Origin of the sequence: Bradyrhizobium sp. SZCCHNR1002, from assembly GCF_032381435.1 — a bacterium.
Classification (GTDB): Bacteria; Pseudomonadota; Alphaproteobacteria; order Rhizobiales; family Xanthobacteraceae; genus Bradyrhizobium; species Bradyrhizobium aeschynomenes.
The window spans coordinates 244,763-267,454 of record NZ_JAUHIS010000008.1 but is presented as its reverse complement, the minus strand read 5'-3'; the positions used below and the strand labels follow the sequence as shown (position 1 = coordinate 267,454).

Here is a 22,692-nt window from a genome sequence, read left to right as displayed (position 1 = left end):
GCCACAGGCTGCTCTCCGAGTTCTGGTGTGCCCGGCGCTCAACACACATCACGTGGGCCTCGGTCACGTTCTCAAGGCGACAGCTAGCCATGTTGGAGAGGTCTGATAGAGCTCGCATCATGCTGGTCTATTGGGGGCGGCGCGGACTGTCCCGCTTCGTGCAGGAAGCGGCGACCGTAGCGACATCATGTCCTTCAATCGACGCCACGATATCCGTATCTCGCCAAAATGAGAGCTTTGCAGCTTTTTGCGAGTTTGAAGACCGGCTGGTCGCCGTGGACACCTTTTCCAATGATCTTGGCGCTATCGGCCAAGCCTGGCGCATTCCGATGCTGAGGAGCCGCATCACGCGCGAGATTGTCAATCGGAAGATTGAAACCGTGATTGAATTCATGCCGCACGTCTGGTCGTCCTTCGTATTCTCCGTTTTGAGACCGCATGGAATTCTCTATTCTTCAATCATTCACGATGCGGAAATCCACCCGGGTGATTACAGGTCGGCGCTCATAGACCCTCTCCTCGATCGGACGATTGCGCAAGCTGATGCGGTCCTCACTCTGAGCGACGCAGTGACGAAGAGACTCCTGACGGCCCGGCGCGTCCCTCAGCACAAATTGTTCACGCTGTTCCATCCAGATCTCGACTATGGCGCGCAGCAGAGGACGATCAGCCTCACCGAAGGCAAGCCGATCAGGCTTGCTTTCCTGGGTCGCATCATGCCCTACAAGGGACTAACCCTGCTTCTCGATTCCATCGAGGCCTTACGCAGAGAAGGCTTTCAGGTCGAACTAGGAGTCTTCGGCGAGGGCCCGCTTGGTGAAAACAAACGGCGCCTCGCTGCGCTTGGCGCTGAAGTGATAAATCGCTGGCTTACAGAGCGGGAAATCGCAGCTATACTGTCTCGTTATCATGCCGTTGTTCTTTCCCATATGGAAGCCAGCCAATCCGGCGTCGCCGCCACCAGCTTGGGGGCCGGGATCCCGGTCATAGCTACTCCGGTTGGCGGACTGATCGAGCAGATACAGGATGGCGTTAACGGCGTCCTCGCGGCGAGCGTCGACGCTGCTGCGCTGTCTGATGCTATCAAGCGTATCGCGCTCGATCCGAACCTCTTTGATGCAATCTGTCGCAGGATCGAGGCCACGAGAGCGGACCGCTCCATGGCCCGCTTTCTGGAAAAATGCGTTGAATACACCCTGGGCGCAGGGAACCGGCAAACGGAAGAACAGCCGTAGCGCCGCTTGAGCATGAGGCCTCGATATTGCCGGGAGATTAGGGACCGTGAGAGGACGGACCATCATAATCGAACCAAACTTGATCAACGAACGTGGTCACCACGCGTTTGCCACGTCCAGGTTTGCAACCCTCATGGGCGACACACGCCCGCTGATAGCCGCTGGGAAGGGATGGAACGGATCGCAGCATCTCGGCGGCGGCGATATCTTGCGAGTATTCAGACATAATCGCGATAGCGTATCACGATCCCGCCGCTACGGGCCCACGGTCACGACCGCGTTCTCGCTCGGCGCAGGCGCGATCATGCCTATAGCACGCTTCATCAGGGGCCGCAGAGGCTTTCATGCTCCTGACGCACCTACTCCAACGGTCGCCGGCGCAGACGCGAGCAAACTCCGCTCGATCATTGCCCCTGAACTAGGCGAACTTCTCAGAACCCTTGAGCCCGAGCCCGGAGACACCGTATTCTTGCCGTCTGCCGACGCTGAGCTTCTCATCGCAACCGCCGAGCAATTTGAGGCGCATCGTGGTCAGGCTCGTTTTGTCGTGCGGCTGATGTATGATGATGTAGGCTGCCATCCAAGCGATCCGACATGGCGATCAGCCTTAAAGCGTCTCCAGGAGTCCCCGGGGGCCATTGAGAACGTGGATCTTCTCGCAGAGACGCCCGCCTTCGCACGCGCCATACGCGAAATCTGGCCCAAGTCCGTCGAGTTGCTGCCTCACCCCACTGACCTGCCGGCCCAGCTACCTCCGACAGTGAATGGCAGGTTCATTCTCTACATGGCGGGTCATGCTCGTTCGGACAAGGGAGCTCGACTGTTGGACGCCACGGCGCAGGCGCTCGCGGCAAAGCTCAACGCGCACGACCCAGACGTCGTCCTGCGTGTTCAGGGCCATCCAAGCAGCAGCGCGGGTAAGGTTCGAATAGAAGCATTGCCACTCCATCTGGACCCGGACGAATACGTATGGAGCTGGAAGGAGGCCCACGCAGCGCTCCTGCTGCATGATCCTGCTGTCTATGCGATAAGAGGGTCGGGCGTCGTTTGTGACGCAATTTCGAGTTCGAGGCCCTTCGTGTTCCTGAGTGGCAGTTCGCTTTCGGACTGGAACGTGGGATGCAACGCCCTCGAAGCAACTCCATCCCCGCATGCGATCGCCCAGGCAATCGTTGAATTATTGAACGGTTACGAGACTTTCGCGGAGGCGAGCGCGACTGTCGCCTCGACCGTCGCTCGGCATGTTGAAGTAGGAATGGTGACGGTGATGGGGCGCAACACGGCGAGCGAGGCTCGGTGATCTGGCGCCGGCAGCCACCCCCATACTGCAGGCGAGCTACCGATATGCCGTGTCACTTCAACAGCTATAGGCTACACCTCCATCGAGGCTCCCAGACTTTCCCGACCCGTCTTGGCACCCAGATTCATTGATGCCTCGGCATTGCAAGGAGCGACAATGAACCGTCCTGAGTCATGGCCCAGAATAACACGCACATCCAAGAGCAGGATCTCGCCGTGGGTGACTTTGACGGCGCGCGAAGTCGAGTTTTCTTCAGGAACTGCGAGCGAAACGTACCATTCAGTCGAAACGTTCGACTACGTTGTCGTTCTCGCCATATCCCCCGAGGGTCTGGTGCCGCTGGTTCGGCAATACCGGCCGGCGGTTGAGGACTTCACGCTGGAGCTTCCAGCGGGCCTGATCGATCCTGGAGAGCAAGCCGCGAGCTCAGCGGTTCGAGAACTGCTTGAGGAAACTGGATTTCCGAGCAGGGCCGTCCATTTGCTCGGAGTGAACAAAACCGATGCAGGTCGTCTCAGCAATCGCGTACACTCCTACTTCATTGAGACAGAAGCCCGGATCCCAGGATTCGCGCCCGAGGCAGGCGTCGAGACGCTGCTGGCAAGTCCTCCAGAGCTTGTAAACATGATCATGGGCGGGCTTTTCGATGCACAGATTGCGCTCGGCACGCTGCTGTTGGCTGACCTCCAGGGACATTTGCGCTTGCGAGGATCGCCGTAAGACTAGGTTGCGAGAGTGCCCAGCCGCGCCGGGGTATCGCCTGGCGCTCGGGCCACGCCGATCGTTGCGCCGCAGTTGTAAATATGTCATTCGATTAGACGCCCTTCCCTCGTTACTTGGCTATCACGATTCCTACGTCCATCCGTTTGGGTGCGGCTCAGGAGGAACCAATGCTAAGACGCGCGACACGATACCTGAAACGCCTCATCGCGCCGATACTCGTCAACGCAGAACGGACCCGCAAGCCGGCAGCTGAACCAGCGATTGCTTCGCAACAGGGACTTCTGGGCCGGCTGTCGCAAATTCCTTATTGGGAAGACAAGAGCCGGGCCTACAAACAGTATACTTATGAGCCGGATTCTGGAGCCTGGACCAAGGCGGGATTTCGTGCTGCCTTCCAGAAGACAATCGAGGGAAACGATCTGAAGGTGAACTACGGTTGCGGCAGCACGTCCTCGACGACTGGATCAAAATTGACCTATTTGAGCACGACCATCCAGCCTACTATCAGGTGAACTTGCTGGACAAACACCCGTTCGCCGACAACACTGTTCGATTCGGCTATTCGGAAGATATGCTTGAGCACCTCCCCCAAGCCGCCTCGATCTTCGTAATAGCTGAGATTTATCGGACACTAAAGCCTGGAGGCGTGATGCGCTTCAGCTTTCCTGGGCTGGAGGGAGTTCTACACCGCCACTACTCGCCACCGACCGAGACAAGGATTCGTGAAGGTGAGTTCGAAGCCTATGCGTTTTGGGACCACATTCACTTCTATGCAAAGGAAGAGCTCCGACTTATCGCTGAGCACATCGGATTTAGAAAGGTGATCTTTTTCACTTACGGCATTTCCGAGCATGCCGAGCTTCAGGGCCTCGATACCCGAGCACACCAAGTCGACCTCAACACCTTTGCTGAGCTTACCAAGTAGTTTCTGGATAAAGCGTCTTGCCCCCGGAACGTGTGGCTCGCCCTGTCACATCTGAGATTTACGTTCTTTCGGACTTTCAACAGTCGACCATATCGGGCCGGATAGTGGCCCGATGGCCAATGGCGTAAGGTCGCCGATCAGCTCAATCCCAACCAAGGTGCCCAAGCTCGCAACCGTCCGGATGAGGCGGAGCTCGCCTATATGAGCCGCCCGGCGCAGCACCGCGCCAAGCTGCACTCGCCCGATCCAATCGAGAGGGTCAACGGCGAGATCAAGCGCATACCGAGGTCGTGGGCATCTTCCCAAACGAGGACGCTATCGTTCGTCTCGTCGGCGCGATCTTGCTCGCGCAGAACGACGCGTGGGCCGTCCGGCGCGTCCGTTAATTGACGATGAATCCATCGCGCCTTCAAGCGACGATTCCCTCGTCGTCCGGGCTACGGTGGCAGGCTGATCAGCTTGGCCCGCACCGGAATGAACCGGCGCCCCACCAACGAAACCACTCAATGAGACGCGGAACTGGTTCGATGCGGGGATCGCATGCGAGGGCTAGCCAGGCATCGGCACTCCGTCTTGCGCCGGGCTGCTGCGCAAGATCGTGCGCTCCTATTCTACTTGGGGTAGGATTTCTCCCGCTTGCATCCAAATCGCGCTGGTAGCCTCGTGGTTAATCCTCTCGCTGGGATTGATTTCTCCCTCGTGAACAGGTATTGTTTCACCATATTTCATCGGTTTAAGGTTGGGCCGAAATGGTATGGGTGTTTCTTGTTGTCTTGGCGGCGATAGTGGGGATTTCTGTTCTGTTTTACGCTGTCCGACTGCTTGACAGCGATGCTTGGTACGACTCGAAAGAGCATATTACTCCGCCGGCCAAGCGCATCGGAAAGCGCTTTGCAGCTGGCGAAGACAGAGGAGCTAACGGCTCCTGGCGCGATAAGGCCGATCGCAGTGATCGTCTCGCAGCAGATGTCCAAGGGGCGTCCGGCTCCCGAGCAATCGTTTGACTATCGCTCTCGCTGACGATCCGGACGCCGGCTATAAATTCCGAAAGGCAGGGTGTGGATCTGCCGTTGGCTCAGCCCTCATATCGGCTCGTACTATAAGGCACGGCTGGAATCGTCGGTGATCCTCGTGCAGAGGTTAAATGAAGAGCCCGAACGTTGATCCTTTGGTGGCGGCACGGCCCGCATTGCTTTGACCTTTGCGCTGACGCTAGAAGCAGCAGCGTTGCTCGATCAGAGACCTGCTGCATTTCGATGCTTGTGACTGCGCGGCCACAACTCTCCGATCTGACGCAATTCCAGAACTGGAAGTCATCCATTCGACCACCTCGATGTCGACAGGTACGTGCTTCGGCCGCCGGACCTCGAAGGGTCTCATGGCGGATATTGGCCCTGCGCCGCCTCGGCAATTCAGCGAACAGTTGGGCTCAGAATGCCCCCAATGAGTGGCCTCCAACCTGATCAACGCACGCATCGGGCCAATCCGCTTGCGCAGCAAGGCCATGCACCCCCTCGCCTCCGCACCCGCGGGACGAACTTTGTCACCTTCGTGGTCGACGCTCTTGAACAAGCTCGTGAGGTCAACACCGGAGCACACAAACTGCGAACAACTTTTGCGCGCAACGCGGCGCAACGCTCGGACTTGCGTCTCCCGCATTTCGAGGCAGCAGCCTTGAGCTGATGCCAATTTCAACTCAACTGTTGATTTTTTTCACTAGTTAAGAAATGCCGAATTGCGTAATAATGAGACAAATTTAGTATGGTGTTTGTAATGGTCGGAAACTCTGCGAAACCGTCGTTGGCCCTCCGCCGACTTTCTCCGAGAGACATCATCGCGAGGTCGTACCCTGGTTGGGACTACAATACTGCCGACCGGGTACTCGATTGGCTCAGTGAGTGTGGCTATAGCATCGTTGAGAGCGGTGCAGATTTATCCCCTCCGGGAAATGGCGCCCCCGATCCGGTACAGCAGGACACTTAACCTGTATCAGGCCAACCTGGCACGCAGATTGGAGCGCCGCAGAGTCTTGGTGCATGCAGCCTCCAAGCTTGGAGTCGCGGCTCCGATCGTCCCTACGGCCCGTAGCTTGGGTGAGTCCTGATCGACATTGTTCTGGTTCTGGGCTTCCACAAGCTTGGCCTGAGATGGGATCCGACTTTCCTAATGGTCGCTAGCCTTCTCGTCCTCGCTAAGGCGGATTCTCGGCAACGCCTGTTCGAGCAGCCGCCTCGACGAACTCGATCGGCGGAATGGATTGAAGGGTCTCGATCAAACGAGTATCAACCCGCAACGGTCGCGCTCTAAACCCGCCGGCCAAAGGCGGGGACAGCGTCAGCCGTTGAACCCTGCCCCGCAAAACTGCCAACTGGCCAACCGCAACGTTGCTGACGTCCACACGGCCCTGCCTATGTCAGCACAAGGCGCCCGGTCAGACAGTGCTAGAGAGCTCCGTGAGCCGATATCGATTGCGTTGGACCGTGTCTCACCCACATCGATGCCGGCAGCCTTGCGATAGATCTGCAACCACGATCTTGATCCGGACCATCTAGTGACGCTGATTCAGCCGTTGACGATCAAGCGATCTTTGCGCGAGAAGAAGGTTGCATGCGGATTGTCGCAATGTCACCGGCTGCTCGAAGATTGGGGCGCGGGGGTCGTCGTGCCCCAAACGCCAATGGCGTCTGACGGTTCGTGACGACTGCGCCGTCGTTGCGACCCGTTGGAGCCGAGAATTCAGAGGAGCGGAGAAGCAGATCGCTGCTTGCTACCGGCATACTTCTCGACTTCGCCTATTTGCCGACGATCATGCAGGCAAAAACGCTTCACAGAGTGCGCCATGCGTGCCGCAGTCTCGTGCCGCATTACCGCCTCGGAGATCAGCACTCCGTAGTTGACGGCTCCGGTTCCGTTAGCCGGGCAGCGGCGAGGCTCGTCGGGTAGCATCGTTGCGCCATGTGCTCCGAACCACCATTCGAACACAACCCGGAGTCCGGAAATCGTCAGCCGGAGTTTGGCCACGCTGTTGGACCCGTGCAGCAGAACGCCCCGTCCGAGCCTGGAGACATGGCAACGCGAAGGCTGGCTTCGCACAATGGGAATGTGCGGGCGGTCACCGTCATCGACCTGGATCGCCGGTGCTGCTATGCCATAAATTCAGACGAAGACGATTTTGATGCTGCATATCAGAGGGTAACCGTGTCCTACCGCTTTCATCTTTCTGGAAAACGCGTTTTTGTCGCAGGTCACCGCGGCATGGCTGGCAGCGCATTGATACGCCGCTTGTCGTCAGAGGGCGTCGAGCTTCTGACGATGCCACACCGAGAACTCGATCTGCGCGATCAAGCTGCGGTGTTCGCATGGTTCGCACGCACGAAGCCCCAAGTCGTGGTCCTGGCGGCCGCCAAGGTCGGCGGCATCGTCGCCAATAACACGCTGCGTGCGGAGTTTATCTACGACAACATCGCCATCGCCGCCAATGTCATTCACGCTGCCCACGAGAACGGCGCCGAGAAGTTGATGTTTCTGGGTTCATCCTGCATCTATCCGAAGCTTGCTCCTCAGCCGCTTCGCGAGAACGCGATGCTGACAGGGCCACTGGAGCCGACCAACGAGCCTTATGCGATCGCCAAGATCGCCGGCATCAAGATGGTCGAGGCCTATCGCAGCCAATATGGCGCCGACTTCATCAACGTCATGCCGACCAATCTCTATGGTCCGGGCGACAACTATCATCCCGAATACAGCCACGTCGTCGCGGCGCTGATCCGCCGCTTCCATGAGGCCAAGCTCGCGGATGCGCCGGAGGTCCTGGTCTGGGGCACCGGCACGCCGCGGCGCGAGTTCCTCTATGTCGACGACATGGCGGATGCCTGCGTTCACCTGATGAAGACCTATTCCGACACCGCGCTGGTCAACATCGGCACTGGCAAGGATATCACCATTGCCGACTTCGCCCACGTGGTTGCCGCCGTAGTAGGCTTCAAGGGCAGCATCAGCTTTGACCGGTCACGGCCGGATGGCACACCACGCAAGCTTCTCGACGTCTCCCGCCTGACGGAGCTTGGCTGGCGCGCGACGACTTCCCTGGAAGTGGGAGTCGGGCTCGCCTATCAGGCATTTCTGCGCGAAGCAGCGACGCAGTAGTTCGTCATCATTGGCAAGGACGAGACCACCAAAGGCCATTCGGCGCTGGATCTCGTCGAAGCTGCCGGGAGCCTCGATCTCAACGACGATATCAAGTTCCCAATAGTGCCGCGAATAATCCGGATTCTCGGCCTCGATGAAGTGCTCGGGGTCGTGTCCTCGGGCGTAGTGCAACTCGGTAGAGCAAAGCCGTCCGCCCGCGCGCTCCGCAATTGCGCCGTAGCGGGTGGACGGCTTTGCGGTGGTCACCGGCGATTGACCGGTAGGGTAGGGTTGCTGACACCAAGCTGATACGAGGAACCACCGATGACCGACGAGATGATGAACCTTCGCGCGCTCGTGGAGAAGGCCCCGGACGCCGATCTTCTGCGCGAGATGATCGGCTTTGCAGCCCAGCGGTTGATGGAGATGGAGGTCGCCGGGCTGACCGCAGCGGCCTATGGCGAGAAGAGCTCCGAGCGCCTGGCGCAGCGCAACGGCTACCGTGACCGGACCTGGGAGACGCGCGCCGGTGCGGTCGAGTTGCGCATTCCCAAGCTGCGCAAGGGAAGCTATTTTCCTGGCTTCCTCGAGCCGCGGAGAAGGCGCTGACGGCCGTGATCCAGAGGGCCTACGTCTAGGCGTCTCGACCCGTTCGGTCGACGACCTCGTGCAGACGATGGGCATGAGTGGCATCTCCAAGAGCCAGGTATCGCGCCTGTGTGCCGAGATCGACGACAAGGTGAAGGCCTTCCTCGCCTGCCCGATCGAGGGCGACTGGCCGTATCTGTGGATCGACGCCACTTACGTGAAGGTGCGCCAGAATGGTCGCATCGTCTCGGTCGCGGTGATCGGCGCGATCGGCGTCAACAGCGACGGCCGGCGCGAGGTGCTGGGCATGGCCGTCCGAGGCCGAAACATTCTGGACCGCGTTCCTGCGCAAGCTCGCCCGCCGAGGTTTGCGTGGCGTCAAGCTTGTGATCTCGGATGCTCACGAGGGCATCACGGCCACCATATCCAAGGTGCTCAATGCCACCTGGCAGCGTTGTCGCGTTCACTTCATGCGCAACGCTCTCGCCCATGCGGGCCAGAGCGGACGCCGCGTGGTCTCCACCTTCATCGCTACGGCCTTCGCCCAGGACGACGCCGAGACAGCCAAGACGCAATTGCGCAAGGTCGCCGATCAGCTCCGTCCCAAGGCGCCCAAGCTCGCCGCCCTCATGGATGAGGCGGAGCCTGATATGCTCGCCTATATGAGCTTTCCCACGCAGCATCGCGCCAAGCTGCACTCGACCAATCCAATCGAGAGGGTCAATGGAGAGGTCAAGCGCCGCTCCGAGGTTGTCGGCATCTTCCCAAACGAGGAAGCGATCGTCCGTCTCGTCGGCGCGATCCTGCTCGAGCAGAGCGACGAGTGAGCCGTCCAGCGTGCCCGTTACATGACGCTGGAAACCATCGCGCCTTTCCCATCGTCGGCCTCCTCGCTGTGGCAGGTTGACAAGCTCGGCCCGCACCGGAATTGCCCGGTGACCCACCATGCCAGCTACGCCACCTCCTGGGACACGATCGAGTATCCAACGCGAGCGAGTGGAAGGCCGCGTGCTGAACGCTCTGCGTCCTCATTTAATGGACCCGGCGCTCTTCAGGGAATTCTGCGATGAGTTCACCCGCGAAATGAACCGTCTTCGGATGGAAGGTTCAGCATTGCTTGCAACGGCGCGCGCGGAGGTGAAGAGAATCGAGCGCGAACTCGGTACGCTGCTCAATCTGATCCTCAAGGGCGGCGCAGCGGACACGATCAACGCTAAAATGGTTCAGCTAGAGAGTCGAAAGGCAGAACTTGAGCGGGAGCTGGCCGATGCCGAAAGCCCGCCGCCCCTGCTCCATCCCGAAATGGCGACGTTCTACCGCGAACAGGTCAACGCTCTCCACGAGGCGTTACGGGACGACAGCGAGGCAACGCGCCTAAAGGCCGGCGAGATCCTGCGCTCCCTGGTGAAGGAAATCATCCTGACGCCGGACGCAGGTGAACTGAAGATTGATGTCCGGGGCGACCTCGCCGGAATCCTAGCGATTTCCCTCAAAACGAAAACCCCGGCCACGAGGACCGGGGTTTCGCAAGTTGAGATGGTTGCGGGGATAGGATTTGAACCCATGACCTTCAGGTTATGAGCCTAGTTCGACGCGCTTCCGAAGGACACCAAAGGGGCAGCCACGAGCGTCGGAATGTCGAGGATCAACTAAAACCGTTTGAAAAACCGTTTTAGTTTCCAAATCTCAAACGGTGATTTTGGCTAAGTGCTTGATTTGAATGGCGCGCCCGGAACGATTCGAACGTCCGACCCTCAGATTCGTAGTCTGATGCTCTATCCAGCTGAGCTACGGGCGCGTTTTTCGCTGTTGGCGGGGTCCGAGCCGCATGAGCCGGATCCCGGAAGGCCGGAGCGGCAAACGCCGGCAGGCCTCGCGAAGGGCCTCTGACTAACGGCTCGGAGGCCGCTTGGCAAGGCTGGAACGGGACATTTTATGCGCCTTTTTTGAAGGGCTGCCCCTCAGGCGCCCCGCTGCACGCCGGGTCAGGCGCTGGCGCGCTCCGTCCAGAACGTCTGCAGCTCGACCGGCCGGTCGGGAACCGTGATTCGGAAGGTCGCGCCCAGGGTCCCCTCGACCAGTTGGATGTCACCGTCATGGGCGCGGACCAGCTCGGCCGCGATGGCGAGGCCGAGGCCGGAACCGCCGGGCCGGCCGGCGCCGCGAAACGCCTCGAACAGGTGCTCGCGCACCTTGGCCGGCACACCGGGTCCGGTATCGGACACCTCCAGAATGGTCACCGCCCCCTCGCGGCGGCCGGTGATGCGGATCTGGCGAACGCCGGCATCCGCAGAGAGGCTGTCGAGGGCCTGCGCCGCATTGCGCACGAGGTTGAGCAGCACGCGGAACAGCTGGTCCGGGTCGGCGTCGATCTTCAGTCCGCGCTCGATCGCGCTGATCCAGGTGATCGAAGCGTCGGGTGCGAGGCCGGCGGTCTCCCGCACCTCGGCGACCACCTGCTCGACGACGACCATGCGGCGGTCCGGAGCCGGCTCCTGGACCTTGCCGTAGGACAGCGTCGACTGGCAGAACGCGATGGCCCGCTCCAGCGAGCGCATCAGCTTCGGCGCGAAACGCTGCACCCGCGGATCGGGCACGCTGGCGAGCTGGTCGGACAGCAGCTGCGACGACGCCAGCAGGTTGCGCAGATCGTGATTGATCTTGGACACGGCAAGGCCGAGCGCCGCCAGCCGGCTCTTCTGATGCAGCATCGAGACGAGATCGCGCTGCATGTCGGCGAGCTCGCGCTCGGCGACGCCGATCTCGTCGGAGCGCTGGCTGGGCACGATGATTCGCGCCGCGCTCTCGGGATTCTCATGGAAGCCGACCAGGCTCGCCGTCAGCCGCCGCATCGGCCGGACGAACAGATAATGCAGGGCCAGATAGACCAGCGCCGCGGTCAGCATAGCGAGCAGCAGCGACACGCCGAGCAGGTTGCGCGAGAAGCGGTACATCGCCTTGCGCAGCGGCTTCTCGTCGGTGACGACCTCGATGAACTGGGCGCGGCCCGGCGCCGGCCCGATCACGCGCATGGTGTGATCGCCAGTCTCGGTCATCATCTTCAGCGAGTTGACGATCGACGACCACACCGTCATGTCGCGCATGTCGAAGTCATGATCGATCGACGCCGGCAGGTCGGCGCTGGCGAGCAGACGGCGCTGCTGGCCCATCTTGATCGCGACGCCGCGCGCGTTGATCGAGGTCAGGATCTGGCGCGCCAGCGAATCCGGCACCATGCCGGAGGGGGCGGCGTCGAGCACCAGCGCGGCGGTATTGGCCGCAGCGAGGCGATCGTTGAGGCGGTTGGTCCAGAAGTTGGCGATCGCAGGCACGTAAACCAGAACGGCCGCGATCATCACCAGTGGAATCGTCAGCAGCAGCAGCTTTCCGGACAAGCCGAGGCGACGCGACCGCTTGGGTCGCAGACGCTCCAGGATCGGCTGGTTGTCGCTCTCTGTCACGTATCGCCCTTGTAAGAGACACCCCCACCCTTACGGGTCCGCAAGATGGGACTGCACCGGAGTCCGGTCAAATTACGGATCGCTCATGTTGAGGTTTCCAAATCGTTCATAATGGAACCCGCAATCTCACGACCGCCCTGCTTCCGTGCCCCCTGCTCCATGACCCCCGAAGCGCGGCGGTCATTCTCGACCATCCTGCCCGTGATCGCGGGTTCTGTTCTCGTGCCACCTTGTGTCATCCTGGGCTTGTGTCATCCCGGGCCGACGCTGCCCCGGTGCGTGTTACCAGGGCCTTGATGAGCGCTGCTGCCGCTCCCGCCGAGCTCTCCTCGGCGACGCCTTGCCGCGATTGACGAAGGCAGGACGCTCCCTTATAAGCCGCGCCAACTGTCCGCGATGACCCGGCTTGTCCGGGGGCGGCTCGATTTCAGGGCCGGCAGCGGTCCGCTTTGGGCCAGCAAGCATCACCGGACATCCTCGACATTTCAAGCCGGCAAGTTGTCAACTGGCAAATTGCCCGTCAGCGGAGAACGACCCGTGAAGCGGACTTATCAACCCAGCAAACTGGTGCGCAAGCGCCGTCACGGCTTCCGCGCCCGTCTCGCCACCACCGGCGGCCGCAAGGTCCTTGCCGCGCGTCGCGCCCGGGGCCGTAAGCGTCTCAGCGCCTGAAGCCAGGGCGTCGTCCCGGAGATTTCCATCATGGATCGGCTGCGGCAGCGGGCGGACTTCCTCGCCGTTGCCGATGGCGTGCGGGCGAACAGCCCTGCCTTCGTGGTCCAGCGGCGCGAGCGCGCGGACCAGGGCGCGATCCGGATCGGCTTTACCGTCACCAAGAAGAATGGCACCGCCACGGAGCGTAATCGCATCCGTCGGCGGTTGCGCGAGCTTGTGAAACGGCTCGATCCCCTGTCGCTACGGCCGCACAGCGACTATGTGCTGATCGGCCGACGCGATGCGCTGTCGCGCGATTTCCAGACCATGCTCGACGATCTCCAGGCGACGCTTCGCCGCCTCGACCGGCCGCAGGCCAAGCCGCAGCCGCGCAAGCCATCGGATGCGCACAGGCGCAATGCTCCCGCACCGGACGCGCATTCCCGTGAAACCGGATTGAATGACGAGACGATAAGAAAACGATGACCGACAATCGCAACACCATCCTCGCCGTCATCCTGTCCGGCCTCGTGCTGATCCTCTGGCAGGTCTTCTACAATGGCCCGCAGATGGAGAAGGAGCGGCAGCGCGCGCAGATGCAGGCCGAGCTTGCCAAGAAGCAGGCACCGGCCGCGCAGTCCGACAGCACCGCGCCGTCTGCCACGCCGCAGCCGGGAGCCGCGGCGTCGGGCAGCCCGAGCGCACCGGGCGGCGCAGCGCCCAGCGCCAGCGGCGTGATGCCGCGCGAGACGGCGATCGCCGCCACCCCCCGCGTCAAGATCGACACGCCGCGCCTCACCGGCAGCATCTCGCTCAAGGGCGCGCGCATCGACGATCTGGCCTTCGTACAGTATCGCGAGACGGTCGATCCGAAGTCGCCGGCCATCGTGCTGTTCTCGCCGTCCAGCACCGCCGAGCCCTATTATGCGGAATTCGGCTGGGTCAACGCCGCCGGCGCCAAGGTCCAGGTGCCCGATCAGAACACGGTCTGGCAGCAGGACGGCTCCAACGCGCTGACGCCGTCGACACCGGTCAAGCTGACCACCACCAACGGCGACGGCCTGACCTTCCAGCGCACCATCTCCGTCGACGATCACTATCTCTTCACGATCAAGGACGACGTCACCAACGCCGGCAACGCACCGGTGACGCTGTACCCGTATGGCCTGATCTCGCGCCACGGCACGCCGCACGTCTCGGGCTACTACATCCTGCATGAAGGCCTGATCGGCTATCTCGGCGAGAAGGGCCTGCAGGAATACACCTACAAGAAGATCGACGACGACAAGGCAGCGAAGTTCGACGTCACCAATGGCTGGCTCGGCATCACCGACAAATATTGGGCGACGGCGCTGCTGCCGATGACGGATGCGCGGCTGCAGGCGAACTATTCGTCGAAGCTGGTCGACAACCAGCATCGCTACCAGACCGACTATGTCGAGAACCCGCAGACGGTTCCAGCCGGCGGCTCGGCATCCGTCTCGACCCGGCTGTTCGCCGGCGCCAAGGAGGCCGGCGTCGTCGGCATCAACTTCCCGCTCGGCGGCCTCGGCGGCTACAATCAGAAGCTCGGGCTCAACCATTTCGATCTCTTGATCGACTGGGGCTGGTTCTACTTCCTGACCAAGCCGATGTTCCTGGCGCTCGACTTCTTCTTCCGCTTCTTCGGCAATTTCGGCATCTCGATCCTGCTGGTGACGGTGCTGGTGAAGCTGCTGTTCTTCCCGCTCGCCAACAAGTCCTACGCCTCGATGGCCAAGATGAAGGCGATCCAGCCGCAGCTGCAGGCGCTCAAGGAGCGCTATCCGGACGACCGGATGAAGCAGCAGCAGGAGATGATGGAGATCTACAAGAAGGAAAAGATCAACCCGGTCGCCGGCTGTCTTCCGGTCGTGCTGCAGATCCCGGTGTTCTTCTCGCTCTACAAGGTGCTGTTCGTCACCATCGAGATGCGGCACGCGCCGTTCTACGGCTGGATCAAGGACCTCTCGGCGCCGGATCCGACCAACCTGTTCACGCTGTTCGGCCTGATCCCGTTCGATCCGACGCAGCTGCCGTTGTTCGGCCATTACCTCGCGCTCGGCATCTGGCCGATCATCATGGGCATCACGATGTGGTTCCAGATGAAGCTGAACCCGACGCCGCCGGATCCGACCCAGGCGATGATCTTCAACTGGATGCCGCTGATCTTCACTTTCATGCTCGCGGGCTTCCCGGCCGGTCTCGTGATCTACTGGGCCTGGAACAACACGCTGTCGGTGCTGCAGCAGGGCTTCATCATGCGCCGCAACGGCGTGAAGGTGGAGCTGTTCGACAACATCAAGGGCACGTTCAAGAAGAAGCCGGCGTGACGAGGACCGCGGCGTGAGAGTTCACCCGCTGAAGCGATGAAAGTTTGCGTCATGGCCGGGCTTGTCCCGGCCATCCACGTCTTGAGAGCCGGCAATGACGACGTGGATGCCCGGGGCAAGCCCGGACATGACGGAGAGGCGAAAGCTATGACGACCACCAGCAGCGACATCGATGAGCGCCTGATCGAAAAGGGCCGCAAGCTGTTTGCGCAGGCGTGGCGCTTCACGCACGCCTCGCCGTCGATCGAGAGCCTGCCGCCGATGGGGGCCGTCGAGGTCGCCTTTGCCGGCCGCTCCAATGTCGGCAAGTCCAGCCTGATCAACGCGCTGACCGGCCAGAACGCGCTGGCGCGCACCTCGCACACGCCCGGCCGGACCCAGGAGCTGATCTTCTTCGAGGGGCCCGACTATGCGCCGCTGCGGCTGGTCGACATGCCCGGCTATGGCTATGCCGCTGCGGCCAAGACCAAGGTCGCGTCCTGGACCGAGCTGATCCACAAATTCCTGCTCGGCCGCGCCAGCCTCGCCCGCGTCTATGTGCTGATCGACGCCCGCCACGGGCTGAAGGAGGTCGACCAGGACATCCTCAAGACGCTCGACCGGTCCGCCGTCAGCTATCAGCTGGTGCTGACCAAGGCCGACCAGATCAAGCCGGCCGAACTCACGGCCCGCATCGCCGAGACCGAGGCTGCGCTCGCCAAGCATCCGGCGGCATTCCCGCAGGTTCTGGCCACGTCGTCCCGCTCGGGCACCGGCATGCCGGAGCTGCGCGCGGCGATGGCGCGACTGCTGGAGGAACGCGGCGCATGACGAAGCTGTGGCGGCTGCTGATCGCGCTCGCCGGGCTGATGGGGGCCGCCGGCGTGGCGCTGGCCGCGAAAGCCGCGCACGATGCCGATGCATCGCGGCTCGCGACCGCCTCGACCATGCTGCTGTTCCACGCCTGCGCCCTGCTCGGCGCGGTTGCCCTGGCCGAGCGCGGCGTGGTTCATCGGCGCATCGGACTCGTCGCCGCGTTCGGCCTGGTGCTGGGTCCCGCGCTCTTCGCCGGCGATCTCCTGATGCGGCAGTTCACCGGCGACCGGCTGTTTCCGTTCGCGGCACCGGTCGGCGGCAGCTTGCAGATCGCGAGCTGGCTCGTGCTCGCCCTCGCGGCGCTGTGGCCGCGGCGCGGCTGATCCGGCGCTTTGCGCCGCGCCCGGCAATCGGATAGAACCGCGCCCGACGTCCCGATAGCCGAGATCCCCCCGACATGACCGACGCGACCACCATCAGCCCGCTCGATCAGGCCCGCATCCTGTCCGAAGCGCTCCCGCACATGCAGGAGTATGACGACGAAACCATCGTCATCAAATATGGCGGCCACGCCATGGGCGACGAGGACACCGCCAAGGCGTTCGCGCGCGACATCGTGCTGCTCGAGCAGACCGCGATCAACCCGGTGGTGGTGCATGGCGGCGGGCCGCAGATCGCGACCATGCTCAAGCGGCTCGGCATCGTCTCCGAATTCGCCGCGGGGCTGCGCATCACCGACGCCGCGACCATCGAGATCGTCGAGATGGTACTGGCAGGCTCGATCAACAAGCAGCTGGTCGGCTATATCAATGAAGCCGGCGGCAAGGCCGTCGGCCTGTGCGGCAAGGACGGCAACATGGTGCGCGCCGTCAAGGCGACCCGCACCATGGTCGATCCCGACAGCCATATCGAGAAGGTGGTCGATCTCGGCTTTGTCGGCGAACCCGACAAGGTCGATCTCACGCTTCTCAACCAGCTGATCGGCTACGAGCTGATCCCGATCCTCGCACCGCTCGCGACCTCGAAGGACGGCCAGACGTTCAACGTCAACGCCGATACCTTCGCGGGCGCGGTCGCAGGCGCGCTCAAGGCCAAGCGGCTGCTGCTGCTGACCGACGTGCCCGGCGTGCTCGACAAGTCGAAGAAGCTCATCCCGGAACTGTCGGTCAAGGATGCGCGCAAGCTGATCGCCGACGGCACGATCTCGGGCGGCATGATTCCGAAGGTCGAGACCTGCATCTACGCGCTCGAGCAGGGCGTCCAGGGCGTCGTGATCCTCGACGGCAAGGTATCGCATGCCGTGCTGCTCGAGCTGTTCACCAACCAGGGCACGGGCACGCTGATCCACAAGTGAGCAGCCACGACCATCTCTCGACGTCATGGCCGGGCTTGACCCGCCTGCGCGGCCGAAGCCGCTCCGGCGCGGCGGAGGCCCGGCCATCCACGTCTCGCGGCAGTGCCGAACGGAGAGACGTGGATGCCCGGGTCAAGCCCGGGCATGACGCGGAGAGAGCGCGCCAAGCCTACTCCGTCCGGACTCGCGTGGCGCTAACTGTTGCCACCATCCTTCTTCCACTCATCGCCACGGCGACGCCCGCCCGCGCCGACCTCAAGCTCTGCAACCGCATGAGCTACGTCGTCGAGGCCGCGATCGGCATCGACGAGAAGGCGGCGACCGCGACGCGCGGCTGGTTCCGGCTCGATCCCGCCACCTGCCGCGTGGTGTTGCAGGGCACGCTGACGGCAGACCGCATCCTCCTTCATGCCCGCGCGCTCAGCCTGTATGGCGCCTCGCCGCTCGCCGCGAACGGCAATGACCAGCTGTGCGTGGCATCCGACAATTTCGTCATCGCTGCCGCCCGGCAGTGCCGCACGGGACAGACGCCGGCGGCGTTCACGCAGGTGACGCCGACCAAGACCGACGACGGCACGCTGATTGCCTATCTCGCCGAGAGCGCGGAGTATGACGACGAGCAGGCCCGGCTCGCCGGCATCCAGCGGCTGCTCGGCATTGCCGGCTACGACGCCTCGCCGATCGACGGCGTCGACGGGCCGAAGACGCAGGCTGCGCTCGCCGCCTTTTTGAAGAGCCGAGGCCTGTCGTCCGACGTCGTATCGCAGCCGAGTTTTTTCGCGACCATGGTAGAGGCCGTGCAGACGCCCTCGCCGACCGGGTTGACCTGGTGCAATGACACGCCGCACAAGGTGATGGCGGCGGTCGGCACCGATGATGGGCGCACGGTGGTCAGCCGCGGCTGGTATCGCATCGATGCCGGCAAGTGCCTGCATCCGGACATCACGGGTCAGCCGAAGAAGGTCTACAGCTTTGCGGAGGCGGTCGACGACGAGAACCGCACCATCAAGCTGAAGAACAAGCCGCTGAACTGGGGCGGCCTGGTGCAGCTCTGCACGCGCGAGAACAAGTTCGAGACCACCGAGCAGGGCGACTGCCCGAGCCGCGGCTTCACCGCGACCGGCTTCACCGCTGTCGACATCACCCGCGGCGGCAAGACGCTGCGCTTTGCGCTGCCGTGATGGTCGTGTCGATGTTGCGTGCAACGCCGCCAAAAACTCAGCCGTCATCCCGGCGAACGCCGGGATCCATAACCACCGGACGTGGCGTGGGTCGCCGGCGTCAGCCATCGTGCCCCAAGATAGCTTCCGCGGTATGGGTCCCGGCTTTCGCCGGGACGACGACGGAATATGATGCGCCAGCCGGGCAGAACCGATCGAGGCAACAATGACAAAATCCCCCCGCGCCTTCGATCACGTCGACACCTGGGTGTTCGATCTCGACAACACGCTGTATCCGCATCACGTCAATCTGTGGCAGCAGGTGGATGCGCGGATCGGCGAGTTCGTGTCCAACTGGCTCAAGGTCGATGCGGACGAGGCACGCCGGATTCAAAAGGACTACTACCGCCGTTACGGCACAACGATGCGCGGCATGATGACCGAACATGGCGTGCACGCCGACGACTTCCTGGCCTACGTGCACAAGATCGACCATTCGCCGCTGGAGGCGAACCCGGCGATGGGGGCTGCGATCGAGCAGTTGCCGGGACGCAAGCTGATCCTGACCAACGGCTCGGTCGACCATGTCGACGCCGTGCTGGCGCGGCTCGGCATCGCCGACCATTTCCACGGCGTATTCGACATCAAGGCTGCCGAGTTGACGCCCAAGCCGGCACGCGAAACTTATGACAAATTCCTGGGGCTGCACGATGTCGATCCGACGCGTGCCGCGATGTTCGAGGACCTCGCGCGCAACCTCGTCGTGCCGCACGACCTCGGCATGACCACGGTGCTGGTGGTGCCCGACGGCACCAAGGAGGTGGTGCGCGAGGATTGGGAGCTGGCGGGGCGCGACGATCCGCATGTCGATCACGTCACGGACGATTTGACCGGGTTCCTGCAGCGGCTGGTGGCTGCCTGATCCTCGCCGCGTCGTCCCGGACAAGCGGCCGGCTCGCTGGTCGTGAGTTGCGACGGCGGTCCGCCAAACTCGGTGTCGTCCCGGGCTTGACCCGGGACCCATAACCACAGGCGGATGAGTGAGGCACGCAAATGGCTCAGGATGAGCCCATCACATCTCCCTGTGGTTATGGGTCCCGGATCGGCGCTCGCGCGCGAGAGCCTTCGCATGAGCAGACAGCGTGGCGCTCCGCTTGTCCGGGACGACGGCGGAGTGAACTTGACTCCCCTGCCCCAAACTCCGAAAAAGCCGGCCTGCCCCACCCTGCTCGTACATGACCGACCCAGGCGACCCGCCCGGGACCAAGCGAGGATCGACCGATGTCACTGTCCGCCCTGGAATCCACCATCAACAGCGCCTTCGACGCCCGTGACGGGGTCTCGACCTCGACCAAGGGCGAGGTGCGCGACGCCGTGGAGAGCGCGCTGGAGCTGCTCGACAAGGGCGAGGCGCGTGTCGCCGAGCGGGCTGCGGATGGCAAGTGGAGCGTCAACCAGTGGCTGAAGAAGGCCGTGCTGCTGTCGTTTCGTCTCAACGACATGAGCGTGATCCCCGGCGGCCCCGGCCAGGCGTCGTGGTGGGACAAGGTGCCGTCGAAGTTCGAGGGCTGGGGCGAGAACCGTTTTCGCGATGCCGGCTTCCGCGCCGTGCCCGGCGCGATCGTGCGCCGCTCGGCCTTCATCGCCAAGAACGTCGTGCTGATGCCGTCCTTCGTCAATCTCGGCGCCCATGTCGATGAGGCGACCATGGTCGACACCTGGTCGACAGTCGGCTCCTGCGCCCAGATCGGCAAGCGCGTGCACATCTCCGGCGGCGTCGGCATCGGCGGCGTGCTGGAGCCGCTGCAGGCCGGCCCCGTCATCATTGAGGATGACTGCTTCATCGGCGCGCGCTCGGAGGTCGCCGAGGGCGTCATCGTGCGCAAGGGCGCGGTGCTGGCGATGGGCGTGTTCCTGAGCGCCTCGACCAAGATCGTCGACCGCGAGACCGGCGAGACCTTCGTCGGCGAGGTGCCGGAATACGCGGTGGTGGTGCCGGGCGCACTGCCGGGCAAGCCGATGAAGAACGGCCAGATCGGCCCGAGCACGGCCTGCGCCGTGATCGTCAAGCGCGTCGACGAGCGTACCCGCTCCAAGACCTCGATCAACGAGCTGCTGCGCGACTGATCGAACCACGGCTGCAACCGCAGCGACGAATCTCCGGACCGGTCGCGCCGTCCGGAGATTGCCCATGGATTGGATCTGGTTTCTGTTCCGCTTCGACGGCCGGATCAACCGCGCCAAGCTCTGGCTGTCGCTGCTGGTGATCTTCGGCTGGATGTTGCTCGCCGCCGCGCTGATGGCCGGCGTCAGCAAGCTGCTGGGCGGCACTGCTGCCGCCAGCTTCAATCTGACGAGCATTTTTGCGGTCCTCGACCCCGACACCTATCGCGGCTTGGCGCGCGCCGATGTCGTGCGGTCGGCGGTCCATGTCGTTCTCACCCCCGTATTCGCCTGGGTCTTCGCCGCGGGCGCGGTCAAGCGCCTGCATGACCGCGACAAGAGCGGTTGGTGGACGGTGCCGATGTTCGTCGTTCCGGGCCTCGTCGACCAATTCGCGGACCGCCTGCCGGGGACTGTGCTTCCGATCATCCTTGGAGCGATCGCCGCGCTGCTCTCGCTGTGGGGTTTCATCGAGTTGTACTGCCTGGCCGGCGCCCCCTGGACCAACCGCTTCGGACCCAATCCACTGCCGAAGGTCCGCCCTGACGGCCAGCGCCCCAGATCGCCGCGCCCCGGATGGAACCAGCACCAGGAGCTGGAATTCATCCCGCAGGTCGCCGGCACGCCGCTGGCGGAAGCGGCAATCGGCTGCACTAGCCCGCCGCCGAACGAGCATGATAAGCGGAGGGCATGACCGATGCCCTCACCATCACCCGCGACCTGATCCGCTGCCCTTCCGTCACCCCGGCCGATGCCGGCGCGCTCGGCGTGCTCGAAGCCCTGCTGAAAGACGCGGGTTTCACCACGCATCGTGTCACCTTCTCGGAAGCCGGCACCGCCGACATCGACAATCTTTATGCCCGCATCGGAACCGAACGGCCGCACATCACCTTCGCCGGCCATACCGACGTGGTGCCGCCCGGCGACGAAGCCGCGTGGAGCCTTGGCGCATTTTCCGGCGAGGTGAAGGACGGCTATATCTACGGCCGCGGCGCGGTCGACATGAAGGGCGGCATCGCCTGCAGCGTGGCGGCTGCGCTCGCCTATCTGCGTGACCACGGCGGACAGCCGAAGGGCTCGATCTCGTTCCTCATCACCGGCGACGAAGAGGACGTCTCGATCAACGGCACCATCAAGCTGCTGCAATGGGCCGCCGAGCGCGGCGAACGCTTCGATCACTGCGTACTCGGCGAGCCGTCGAACCAGGAAGTCATGGGCGACTGCATCAAGATCGGCCGCCGCGGCTCGCAGTCCGGCACGCTCATCGTCGAGGGCAAGCAGGGCCACGTCGCCTATCCGCATCGCGCCTCCAACCCGGTGCCGGACATCTCGCGGCTGATCGTGGCGCTGTCGGACGAGCCGCTCGACCATGGCAGCGCGCAGTTCCAGCCGTCGAACCTCGAATTCACCACCGTCGACGTCGGCAACACCGCCACCAACGTCATCGCGGGGATCGCGCGGGCGAAGTTCAACATCCGCTACAATGACTGCCATACGCAGCAGTCGCTGCGTGCGCTGGTCGAGGAGCGGCTGGCGAAAGCCTGCGGCAACCGCATCCGCGCCCATATCGACTGGCTGCCGTCGAACTCCAACGTGTTCCTGACCAAGCCGGGCCCGTTCACCGATCTCGCGGTCGCCGCCATCGAAGAGGTGACGGGCCGCAAGCCGGAGCTGTCCACCACCGGCGGCACCTCGGATGCCCGCTTCATCTCATCCTACTGTCCGGTCATCGAGTTCGGCCTGGTCGGCCAGACCATGCACCAGATCGACGAGCGCGCCTCCGTCGCCGACATCGCGACCTTGACCAAGATCTATCGCGGCATCCTCGATCGCTATTTTGCGTAGCCAAGCGCCG

The 22,692-nt window shown here is 62.9% G+C and carries 18 protein-coding genes, 1 tRNA gene and 2 pseudogenes; 19 read left to right on the top strand and 2 right to left on the bottom strand.

Annotated features, from left to right (window positions below; all coding sequences use genetic code 11):
* Nucleotides 1-119: 119 nt before the first annotated feature.
* From QX108_RS30450 to QX108_RS30415, 8 genes and pseudogenes are all read left to right on the top strand, one after another.
* Nucleotides 120-1,235: a glycosyltransferase family 4 protein gene (locus QX108_RS30450; RefSeq protein WP_315787163.1), complete on the top strand. Its 1,116-nt coding sequence runs from the start codon at nt 120-122 to the stop codon at nt 1,233-1,235.
* Nucleotides 1,236-1,314: 79 nt separating this feature from the next.
* Nucleotides 1,315-2,535, top strand: a complete 1,221-nt coding sequence (locus QX108_RS30445; RefSeq protein ID WP_315787161.1) for a hypothetical protein — start codon at nt 1,315-1,317, stop codon at nt 2,533-2,535.
* A 219-nt stretch (nt 2,536-2,754) separates the two neighbouring features.
* Nucleotides 2,755-3,255: an NUDIX hydrolase gene (locus QX108_RS30440; protein ID WP_315799628.1), complete on the top strand. Its 501-nt coding sequence runs from the start codon at nt 2,755-2,757 to the stop codon at nt 3,253-3,255.
* 439 nt (nt 3,256-3,694) lie between these two features.
* Nucleotides 3,695-4,183, top strand: a complete 489-nt coding sequence (locus QX108_RS30435; RefSeq protein WP_315787157.1) for a methyltransferase domain-containing protein — start codon at nt 3,695-3,697, stop codon at nt 4,181-4,183.
* Nucleotides 4,184-4,300: 117 nt separating this feature from the next.
* A pseudogene (locus QX108_RS30430) lies at nt 4,301-4,637 on the top strand (transposase); the annotation flags it as partial.
* Between the two features lie 2,744 nt (nt 4,638-7,381).
* Complete coding sequence (locus QX108_RS30425) at nt 7,382-8,329, top strand: GDP-L-fucose synthase (RefSeq protein WP_315787155.1); 948 nt, start codon at nt 7,382-7,384, stop codon at nt 8,327-8,329.
* A gap of 306 nt (nt 8,330-8,635) precedes the next feature.
* Nucleotides 8,636-9,723: pseudogene (locus tag QX108_RS30420) on the top strand (IS256 family transposase); the annotation flags it as partial.
* A gap of 184 nt (nt 9,724-9,907) precedes the next feature.
* On the top strand, nt 9,908-10,480 hold the full coding sequence (locus tag QX108_RS30415; protein ID WP_315787153.1) for a hypothetical protein: 573 nt from the start codon (nt 9,908-9,910) through the stop codon (nt 10,478-10,480).
* Between the two features lie 140 nt (nt 10,481-10,620).
* On the opposite strand, the gene QX108_RS30410 is transcribed toward QX108_RS30415, so the two are convergent.
* Together QX108_RS30410 and QX108_RS30405 are read right to left on the bottom strand one after the other, a co-directional pair.
* Nucleotides 10,621-10,697 (bottom strand) — tRNA-Arg (locus QX108_RS30410).
* A 187-nt stretch (nt 10,698-10,884) separates the two neighbouring features.
* Nucleotides 10,885-12,360 carry a HAMP domain-containing sensor histidine kinase gene (locus QX108_RS30405; protein ID WP_315724254.1) on the bottom strand — a complete coding sequence of 492 codons (1,476 nt, stop codon included), beginning with the start codon at nt 12,358-12,360 and terminating at the stop codon, nt 10,885-10,887.
* A gap of 537 nt (nt 12,361-12,897) precedes the next feature.
* On the opposite strand from QX108_RS30405, the gene rpmH reads away from it, so the two are divergent.
* The 11 genes from rpmH to dapE all read left to right on the top strand — a co-directional run bounded on the left by rpmH (nt 12,898) and on the right by dapE (nt 22,682).
* Nucleotides 12,898-13,032: a 50S ribosomal protein L34 gene (gene rpmH, locus QX108_RS30400; protein WP_006609582.1), complete on the top strand. Its 135-nt coding sequence runs from the start codon at nt 12,898-12,900 to the stop codon at nt 13,030-13,032.
* A gap of 30 nt (nt 13,033-13,062) precedes the next feature.
* Nucleotides 13,063-13,500 carry a ribonuclease P protein component gene (gene rnpA, locus QX108_RS30395; protein WP_315724252.1) on the top strand — a complete coding sequence of 146 codons (438 nt, stop codon included), beginning with the start codon at nt 13,063-13,065 and terminating at the stop codon, nt 13,498-13,500.
* Nucleotides 13,497-15,365: a membrane protein insertase YidC gene (gene yidC / locus QX108_RS30390; protein ID WP_315787149.1), complete on the top strand. Its 1,869-nt coding sequence runs from the start codon at nt 13,497-13,499 to the stop codon at nt 15,363-15,365. The genes rnpA and yidC overlap by 4 nt, the downstream gene beginning before the upstream one ends.
* 147 nt (nt 15,366-15,512) lie before the next feature.
* The gene (gene yihA / locus QX108_RS30385; protein WP_315787147.1) at nt 15,513-16,175 is read left to right on the top strand and encodes a ribosome biogenesis GTP-binding protein YihA/YsxC; all 663 of its coding nucleotides are present in this window, start codon (nt 15,513-15,515) and stop codon (nt 16,173-16,175) included.
* Complete coding sequence (locus QX108_RS30380; protein ID WP_315724245.1) at nt 16,172-16,543, top strand: DUF423 domain-containing protein; 372 nt, start codon at nt 16,172-16,174, stop codon at nt 16,541-16,543. The genes yihA and QX108_RS30380 overlap by 4 nt, the downstream gene beginning before the upstream one ends.
* 74 nt (nt 16,544-16,617) lie before the next feature.
* On the top strand, nt 16,618-17,514 hold the full coding sequence (argB, locus tag QX108_RS30375; protein ID WP_315724243.1) for an acetylglutamate kinase: 897 nt from the start codon (nt 16,618-16,620) through the stop codon (nt 17,512-17,514).
* A gap of 119 nt (nt 17,515-17,633) precedes the next feature.
* On the top strand, nt 17,634-18,695 hold the full coding sequence (locus tag QX108_RS30370; protein WP_315787145.1) for a DUF1036 domain-containing protein: 1,062 nt from the start codon (nt 17,634-17,636) through the stop codon (nt 18,693-18,695).
* A 205-nt stretch (nt 18,696-18,900) separates the two neighbouring features.
* Nucleotides 18,901-19,596, top strand: a complete 696-nt coding sequence (locus tag QX108_RS30365) for a pyrimidine 5'-nucleotidase (RefSeq protein ID WP_315787142.1) — start codon at nt 18,901-18,903, stop codon at nt 19,594-19,596.
* Between the two features lie 359 nt (nt 19,597-19,955).
* Entirely contained in the window at nt 19,956-20,801 is an 846-nt protein-coding gene (gene dapD / locus QX108_RS30360; protein WP_315787140.1) for a 2,3,4,5-tetrahydropyridine-2,6-dicarboxylate N-succinyltransferase, read from the top strand.
* Nucleotides 20,802-20,865: 64 nt separating this feature from the next.
* Nucleotides 20,866-21,531 carry a DUF805 domain-containing protein gene (locus tag QX108_RS30355; RefSeq protein ID WP_315787138.1) on the top strand — a complete coding sequence of 222 codons (666 nt, stop codon included), beginning with the start codon at nt 20,866-20,868 and terminating at the stop codon, nt 21,529-21,531.
* The gene (gene dapE / locus QX108_RS30350) at nt 21,528-22,682 is read left to right on the top strand and encodes a succinyl-diaminopimelate desuccinylase (RefSeq protein WP_315787136.1); all 1,155 of its coding nucleotides are present in this window, start codon (nt 21,528-21,530) and stop codon (nt 22,680-22,682) included. Before QX108_RS30355 ends, dapE begins: the two co-directional genes overlap by 4 nt.
* Nucleotides 22,683-22,692 lie beyond the last annotated feature (10 nt).

What these genes read in the sequence shown, in the direction of transcription:
- QX108_RS30450 (WP_315787163.1), top strand. Translation starts at nt 120, where the DNA reads ATGCTGGTCTATTGGGGGCGGCGCGGACTGTCCCGCTTCGTGCAGGAA.
- rnpA (WP_315724252.1), top strand. Translation starts at nt 13,063, where the DNA reads ATGGATCGGCTGCGGCAGCGGGCGGACTTCCTCGCCGTTGCCGATGGC.
- yidC (WP_315787149.1), top strand. Translation starts at nt 13,497, where the DNA reads ATGACCGACAATCGCAACACCATCCTCGCCGTCATCCTGTCCGGCCTC.
- yihA (WP_315787147.1), top strand. Translation starts at nt 15,513, where the DNA reads ATGACGACCACCAGCAGCGACATCGATGAGCGCCTGATCGAAAAGGGC.
- QX108_RS30380 (WP_315724245.1), top strand. Translation starts at nt 16,172, where the DNA reads ATGACGAAGCTGTGGCGGCTGCTGATCGCGCTCGCCGGGCTGATGGGG.
- argB (WP_315724243.1), top strand. Translation starts at nt 16,618, where the DNA reads ATGACCGACGCGACCACCATCAGCCCGCTCGATCAGGCCCGCATCCTG.
- QX108_RS30365 (WP_315787142.1), top strand. Translation starts at nt 18,901, where the DNA reads ATGACAAAATCCCCCCGCGCCTTCGATCACGTCGACACCTGGGTGTTC.
- dapD (WP_315787140.1), top strand. Translation starts at nt 19,956, where the DNA reads ATGTCACTGTCCGCCCTGGAATCCACCATCAACAGCGCCTTCGACGCC.
- QX108_RS30355 (WP_315787138.1), top strand. Translation starts at nt 20,866, where the DNA reads ATGGATTGGATCTGGTTTCTGTTCCGCTTCGACGGCCGGATCAACCGC.
- dapE (WP_315787136.1), top strand. Translation starts at nt 21,528, where the DNA reads ATGACCGATGCCCTCACCATCACCCGCGACCTGATCCGCTGCCCTTCC.